Origin of the sequence: Methylobacterium sp. WL103 (assembly GCF_008039885.1) — a bacterium.
Taxonomy (GTDB): Bacteria; Pseudomonadota; Alphaproteobacteria; order Rhizobiales; family Beijerinckiaceae; genus Methylobacterium; species Methylobacterium cerastii.
On sequence record NZ_VRUX01000188.1, the window covers coordinates 1 to 7,204 of the forward strand.

Genomic DNA, 7,204 nt, shown 5'->3' on the forward strand with positions numbered 1-7,204 from the left:
CGCCCGGCTGGTGCCCGAGGGCGCCGCTGTCGCGGGCCGACGCGTGCTGGCCTTCGCCGGCATCGGCCGCCCGGAGAAGTTCTTCGCCTCGCTCTGCGAGGCCGGCGCCGAGGTCGCCGCGACCCGCAGCTTTCCCGATCACCACCCCTACCGCGACGCCGACCTGGCCCGGCTGGCGGCGGAGGCCGACCGCCTCGGCGCGGAACTCGCCACCACCGAGAAGGACCGCGTCCGCCTGCCCGAAGCGTTCGCGGCGCGGGTGCGGGTGCTGCCGGTCGCGCTGCACTTCCAGACGCCCGAGACGCTGGAGATACTGGTGTCGGCGGCGCTGGACGATCCAGACGTAAGGACGTGAGGCCCTCTGCCGCCGCCTTTGGACAAGCGTGAAAGGCGATGACGACATCGCAACCGGCCGTGCTATCGCGTGTACGGTGGCGTGGTTCAGGCGCGCCGGTCACGAGCCCTTCTGGTCGGAGATGCGCGATCGATGAACGTTGCGGTCCCGAACGCGCTACAGATCAAGGCGGGCGACGCGGAACGCGGCGCGATGTCCTTGCCGGGCAGGGCGGCGGCCTTTCCCGAGCTGCGATACATGGGATCGAAGAAGCGGCTGCTGCCTTGGATCCATGGCGTGCTCCAAGGCCTCGACTTCGAGACGGCGATGGATCCGTTCAGCGGCAGTGGCTCCGTCGCCTATCTGATGAAGGCCATGGGACGGCGGGTGGTCGCGACCGACTTCTTGAACGTCTCGGCGACCGTCGCAAAGGGTCTCGTCGAGAACTCGAAGTCTCGGATCGACGCCGACGCCCTCGATAGGCTTCTGTCCCGTAACGATCGAGCCGATACGTTCATAGAGCGCACCTTCACGGGAGTGTTCTTTCGTCCGGAGGACCTGCGGTTCCTGGACCGGGTTTCGGCGAACCTGACCAAGCTCGAATGCGATCACCAACGTGCTCTCGCGGTCTCGGCTCTCGTCCGATCGTGCCTCAAGAAGCAGCCGCGCGGCGTCTTCACGATCTCGGGCGATCCGGCGCGCTACGACGATGGCCGACGCGATCTGCGCTTGAGCATCGAACAGCATTTTCTCGAACAGGTCGCCGTCTACAACGAAGCCGTCTTCTCCAACGCTCTCGAAAACCGGGCGCTCAGATGCGACGTGTTCGACGCCGACGCGCAAGGAATCGATCTCGTCTACCTCGATCCGCCATACGTTCCACGTGCGGATGATAATTGCTACATCAAGCGCTACCACTTCGTGGAAGGGCTTTCCGTTTATTGGAAAGATCTCGATATCATGGAGGGTACGAAGGTCAAAAAAATCGCCAAGCGCTATACGCCTTTCAGCTATCGATCCCAGGCCGAAGATGCCTTCGATCGGATGTTCGCCCGCTTCAGGCGGCAGACTATCGTGATGAGCTACAGCTCGAATGGTTTTCCCGATCTGGAGCAGTTGACGATATTGTTGAGGAAATACAAGCGCAACGTCGAGGTCTATACGCGCCCTCATCGGTACCACTTCGGCACCCACGTCGCCGTTAAGCGGGCGTCCGTCGATGAGTATCTGATCGTGGGGCGCTGATGCGTGTCGTCGATCAGGGGGCCGAAGAGATCGCCGAAGCCCTCAGTTCGCTCGATGTCGACTGGATGGATGCCACGGCCGGCAACGTCATCGCCAAGCTGACGGCGTTCGGCGTGAAGGAGGCATACGGCCGGGCCGATGTGGCTGCGCTCCTCGACGACCACTTCGACGAGGGACTTTTGTGTTGCAGGCTGTTCCTCGGCCTCTCGAAGGACCAGTCCGAGGCGCTTCTCCGCGAGGCGCTCGGCAAGGGCGGTATCGGGGTGACGCGCTATCAAACGGATCGGGCGGCGTTCCTGGCTGCACTCGAAGGTTTCGGCCTGCTCGACGCGATGGCGACCACCGTCAACCGAAAGCTCGTCTGGAGCGATGTGCTGGTCGAGCGCCTTCGGTCCGGCCGCGGCAGCGCGATCTCGGGGCAGAAGCGGGGGCGCGGCCTCGAAGACTTCGCAGAAGCCATCGTGAGAGAGGTATTCGGGGAAGGGGCCTACGAACTGCGATGCACGTTCACGGGCGTCGGCGGCAAGATCGCGAAATGCGACATCGCCATCCCCGGCCGGACCCGTCCGCTCATCCTCATCGAGGCCAAGGCCTACGGCGCGACCGGTTCGAAGATGACGGACATCCTGGGCGATCTCGACGCCATCATCGAGGCGAAACGCCGAGATGCCGCGTTGCTGGTCATGACCGACGGCACGACCTGGAAAGCCAGGATGGCGGACATGGCCAAGATCGTCGCGCGTCAGAACGATGGTCGCATTCTCAGAATCTACACGATGCAGATGCGCGATCAGTTCCTCGCGGATCTCACGACCCTCAAAGCCGAGTTCGGTTTATAGGATTGCGAGAGGCGACGGGCAGGCTCGCTGCGGCGCCCGGCGAAGGATTGCGCCGCGTTGCCATCCGGCCCCAAGCCCGCTATAGGCGCTCCACGCCCGCCAGACACCCTTGGAGGCACGGGCGCGTGGGGTTTCGGTTCGGCCGTCCGTCTCGGGCGGCCTTCGTCGTTTCCCCGACCATTCATCAACCAAAGGATCACGCCATGAGCGCAGTCAAGACGCTTGAGGCCGTGGCACGCGACCGGGTCGGCAAGGGGGCCGCCCGGGCCGTTCGTCGCCAGGGCCAGGTTCCCGCTGTCGTGTACGGCGGAGGCCAGCCGCCGCAGTCGATCGCCATCGACCTCATCCGCACCCGCACCCTGATCTACGCCGGCGGCTTCAAGACGACGCTGTTCGAGATCAACGCCGGCGGCAAGAAGACCCGCGCGATCCCGCGCGACTTCCAGCTCGACCCGGTCAGCGGCGTGCCGATGCATGTCGACTTCCTGCGCGTGGTCGCCGGCCAAACCGTCACCGTCGAGGTGCCTGTGCACTTCCACAACGAGGACGCGGCCCCGGGCATCAAGCAGCAGGGCGGCACCCTCAACATCTCGCTGCACACCTTGGCCGTCGAGGTCGCCCCCGACCAGATCCCCGACGGGATCGAGATCGACCTCACCGGCCGTGAGATCGGCGACGTGATCCACGTCTCCGACGTCACATTGCCGGCCGGCGTCGTCTACACCGGCGAAGCCACCGACCCGATCGCCAACGTCGTGCCGCCGACCGTGCTCGGCGCCGAGGTCGAGGCCGAGGAGGCCGCGATCGCCGAGGCGCAGTCGGCGGAAGCCGAGGCGGAGAAGGTCGAAGCCGAGGCCGAAGAGGCCGAAGCCTCCGAGGAGAAGAAGGAGGACTGAGCCCTTCGCGGCTCGATCCTCCCGCACCGCCCTCGTGGTGGTGCGGCTTCGAAACGATGCCCCGGCCGCGAGGCCGGGGCGTTCTTGTTTTGGAAGGCCGGAGTCCGTCGCCATGCGACTCATCGTAGGCCTGGGCAATCCGGGCAAAGCCTACGCGCGCAACCGCCACAACATCGGGTTCCTCGCGATCGACGAGATCGCGCGGGTCCACCGGGCGAGCCCGTTCCGGCGACGCTTCCAGGGCGAGGCCGCCGAGGTCTCGTTCGGGGCCGAGCGCGCGATCCTCTTGAAGCCGCAGACCTTCATGAACGAGTCCGGCCGCTCGGTCGCCGAGGCGCAGCGCTTCTACAAGATCGCGCTGTCCGACGTGATCGTATGCCACGACGAGCTCGACCTCGCCGCGGCCAAGATCCGGGTGAAGCTCGGCGGGGGGAACGCCGGGCACAACGGCCTGCGCTCGATCACCGCCCAATGCGGCAACGACTATCGCCGCGTGCGCCTCGGCATCGGGCATCCCGGCGACAAGGCCCTGGTGCACGCCTACGTGCTCAACGACTTCGCGAAGTCCGAGGAGCCCTGGGTCGAGGACCTGTGCCGGGCGGTCGCCGACGAGATCGCGCTGCTCGCGGCGAACGAGAACGAGAGCTTCCAGAACAAGGTCCACCTCGCCATGGTCGGCCGTGGCTGGGCCGACGTGAAGCGGCCGGGCGAGAAGGCCGCCAAGAATTGACACGAAAACACGAGGACACGATATCGAAGGCCTTGGAGGCCGTCCGATGAAGAACCTCACCATCACCCTCGACGAGGACCTGTTTTCCTGGGCGCGCGTGGAAGCGGCCAAGCAGGGCCAAAGCCTGTCCCGCTTCGTCGCCCAGGCGCTGGCAGACCGCCGGGCGCCCGAGCTTGCGCACCAGCTTGCGATCCTCGAGGACTTCTTCGAGGGGCCCGGATGGCCCGGCATCGCCGAGAACCTCCCCACGCGCGACGAGATCTATGACAGGTCGGCTCTTCTTCGACACGAACATCCTGATCTACGCCCTGGATCCGAAGGATCCGGCGAAGCGGTCGATGAGTATGGAGGTGATCACGAAGGCTCTGACGCAGAGGCGTCTGGTCGTCAGCCCGCAAATTCTGCACGAATGCGTCTGGGTCGCGGCCTATAGGAAGAAGCTCGTTCCTCCGGCCGACATCGAGCGCTACCTGTCCGCATTCCACCATGCCTGCACCGCCCCGCTCGACGTTGAGACCCACCGTCTGGCGATTCGCGTGTCTGCTAAGCACCGCCTGTCTTGGTGGGACAGCATCGCCCTCGCTTCGGCGCTTCAGGCTCGCTGCCAGGCCTACGTCTCTGAAGATATGCGGGACGGCCAAGCCGTCGAGTCCCTGACGATCATCAATCCCTTCGGGCCTCGCGCCCGCGCCACCCTGGCGCTCACCTAACGGACCAAGACCCATGGGCTTCAAATGCGGCATCGTCGGCCTGCCGAACGTCGGCAAGTCGACCCTCTTCAACGCGCTGACGCAGACGGCGGCGGCGCAGGCCGCGAACTATCCGTTCTGCACCATCGAGCCGAACGTTGGCGACGTGGCGGTGCCCGACCCGCGCCTCGACGACCTGGCGCGGATCGCCTCGTCGAAGGAGATCATCCCGACGCGGCTGACCTTCGTCGACATCGCTGGCCTCGTGCGCGGCGCCTCGAAGGGCGAGGGCCTCGGCAACCAGTTCCTCGCCAACATCCGCGAATGCGACGCCATCGCCCACGTGGTCCGCTGCTTCGACGACGGCGACGTCACCCACGTGGAGGGCAAGGTCGACCCAGGCGCCGACATCGAGACCATCGAGACCGAGCTGATGCTGGCCGACCTCGACAGCCTCGAGAAGCGCGTCGTCGCCCTGGAGAAGCGGGCTCGTGGCGCCGACAAGGAAGCCAAGGAGTTCCTCGACCTCGTCAACCGCGCCCTGCCGTACCTGCGCGAGGGCAAGCCCGCCCGCATGGTCGCCCGCAAGCCGGAGGAGGAGAAGCTGTTCCAGCAGCTCGGCCTGATGACGGCCAAGCCCGTGCTCTACGTCTGCAACGTCGACGAGGGCGACGCCGACAAGGGCAACGCCTACTCGAAGGCGGTGCAGGAGCGCGCGGCGGCCGAGGGCGCGCAGGCGGTGGTGGTCTCGGCTAAGATCGAGAGCGAGATCGCGGTAATGCCGGCCGCCGACCAGGGCGACTACCTCGAGGCGGTGGGGCTCGCCGAGCCCGGCCTGAACCGGGTGATCCGCGCCGGCTACGATCTGCTCGGGCTCATCACCTACTTCACCGTCGGCCCGAAGGAGGCCCGCGCCTGGACGATCACCAAGGGCACCCGCGCGCCGGCCGCCGCCGGCGTGATCCACACCGACTTCGAGAAGGGCTTCATCCGCGCCGAGACGATCGCGTTCTCCGACTACACCACGCTGAAGGGCGAATCGGGCGCGCGCGACGCCGGCAAGCTCCGGCTCGAGGGCAAGGAGTACCTCGTGCAGGACGGCGACGTGCTTCATTTCCGCTTCGCAAACTGACGCGCGCGGCCGCGCCGGACCACCTGCGTCCAGACGGAGACATGCCCATGTCAGGCCTCTACTTCGAGGATTTCGCCGCCGGCCAGGTTCGCGGCGGCGCGCGGCTGACGGTGAGCCGCGACGACATCGTCGCCTTCGCCCGGGAGTTCGACGCGCAGCCGTTCCACCTCGACGAGCGCGAAGCGGAGAAGACCTTCGCCGGCCGGCTGATCGCGTCGGGCTGGCACACGGCCTCCCTCGGGATGCGGCTGCTGCAGGCCGGGCCGATGGGCGGGCACTCCTCGCTCGGATCGCCCGGCGTCGCCGAGCTGCGCTGGTTGAAGCCTGTGCTGCCGGGCGATTCGCTCTCCGCCACCCTGCGCGTCGAGGAGACCCGCGCCTCGGCCTCGAAGCCGGATCGGGGCTTCGCCGTCTGCCTGCTGACCCTGGAGAACGACCGCAGCGAGGCGGTGATGACCCAGGCGTTCACGGTGATGCTGGCCCGCCGCGGGGCCGAGCCGGCGGCGCCGCGGGTCGTGGAGACCGGCGTTCCGGCCCCTCTGGTTGAGCCCGACGACGCCGAGATCGTGCCGTTCCTGAAGGACGCCGCGGTCGGCGCCACCCGCGACTTGGGCGCCTACGCCTTCTCGGCCGAGGCGATCCTGGACTTCGGCCGCGCCTACGACCCGCAGGTGTTCCACACCGATCCGGAGGCCGCCAAGGCCACGCATTTCGGCGGCCTGTGCGCCTCGGGCTGGCACACCGCCGCCGCCTACATGAAGCGGCTGCTCGCCACCCGCACCCGCGACCACGCCTTCACCGCCGCCCGCGGGCTGGCGCCGGCGACCGGCCCCTCGCCGGGTTTTCGCGACATGCGCTGGCTGAGGCCGGTCTACGCTGGCGACACCGTGCGCTACGCCACGACGCTCACCGACAAGCGCGCCTCCGCCTCCCGCCCCGGCTGGGGCCTGGCCTTCGCCGACAACGTCGGCGTCAACCAGCGCGGCGAGCCGGTGTTCTCGTTCAAAAGCTCGGTGTTCTGGCAGTGGGCGCCGTAACGCGCGCGTCCGGCCCCGTCGCCTGCGTCGGGTGACGAGCGAAATCCGATAACGCGACGACCGTCCGGACGTCCCTGAAGCGATCCATCGCGAACCGCCCGGCTCGATCCGCTCGGGCGGAGAGGCGTCCGTTCGGCGGTCGGCTCGTGCGCGGGGGGAAGGCCGATGGGATCGCGCGCCGCTAGGCCTCCGGCCGGAACGGTTTGCCCGCCAGCGCCGTTCCTCGCCCCCTGCAGCACCCGTCCGACGCACCGCCCGCACAGACCGGGCCGGCCGCGACGACGGGTCGTTCGCGGCAGCGC

The 7,204-nt window shown here is 67.5% G+C and carries 9 protein-coding genes; all 9 read left to right on the forward strand.

Annotated features, from left to right (window positions below; translation table 11 throughout):
• The coding region (locus FV222_RS12985; protein WP_147814553.1) for a tetraacyldisaccharide 4'-kinase at positions 1–355 on the forward strand (355 nt) is incomplete at its 5' end.
• A gap of 132 nt (positions 356–487) precedes the next feature.
• Positions 488–1,579, forward strand: a complete 1,092-nt coding sequence (locus FV222_RS12990) for a DNA adenine methylase (protein ID WP_246685444.1) — start codon at positions 488–490, stop codon at positions 1,577–1,579.
• Positions 1,579–2,418 (forward strand): hypothetical protein, encoded by an 840-nt coding sequence (locus FV222_RS12995; RefSeq protein WP_147814555.1) that lies wholly within the window; start codon positions 1,579–1,581, stop codon positions 2,416–2,418. Before FV222_RS12990 ends, FV222_RS12995 begins: the two co-directional genes overlap by 1 nt.
• Before the next feature lie 203 nt (positions 2,419–2,621).
• Positions 2,622–3,314, forward strand: a complete 693-nt coding sequence (locus FV222_RS13000) for a 50S ribosomal protein L25/general stress protein Ctc (protein ID WP_147814557.1) — start codon at positions 2,622–2,624, stop codon at positions 3,312–3,314.
• Positions 3,315–3,426: 112 nt separating this feature from the next.
• A complete protein-coding gene (gene pth, locus FV222_RS13005; RefSeq protein ID WP_147750702.1) occupies positions 3,427–4,044 on the forward strand; it encodes an aminoacyl-tRNA hydrolase in 618 nt (205 codons plus the stop codon).
• Positions 4,045–4,090: 46 nt separating this feature from the next.
• A complete protein-coding gene (locus FV222_RS31165) occupies positions 4,091–4,477 on the forward strand; it encodes a hypothetical protein (protein ID WP_246685446.1) in 387 nt (128 codons plus the stop codon).
• Entirely contained in the window at positions 4,383–4,754 is a 372-nt protein-coding gene (locus tag FV222_RS13010; RefSeq protein ID WP_246685445.1) for a PIN domain-containing protein, read from the forward strand. The genes FV222_RS31165 and FV222_RS13010 overlap by 95 nt, the downstream gene beginning before the upstream one ends.
• Before the next feature lie 13 nt (positions 4,755–4,767).
• On the forward strand, positions 4,768–5,865 hold the full coding sequence (ychF, locus tag FV222_RS13015; RefSeq protein WP_147750704.1) for a redox-regulated ATPase YchF: 1,098 nt from the start codon (positions 4,768–4,770) through the stop codon (positions 5,863–5,865).
• Positions 5,866–5,912: 47 nt separating this feature from the next.
• Positions 5,913–6,902 carry a MaoC family dehydratase gene (locus FV222_RS13020; protein ID WP_147814561.1) on the forward strand — a complete coding sequence of 330 codons (990 nt, stop codon included), beginning with the start codon at positions 5,913–5,915 and terminating at the stop codon, positions 6,900–6,902.
• Positions 6,903–7,204 lie beyond the last annotated feature (302 nt).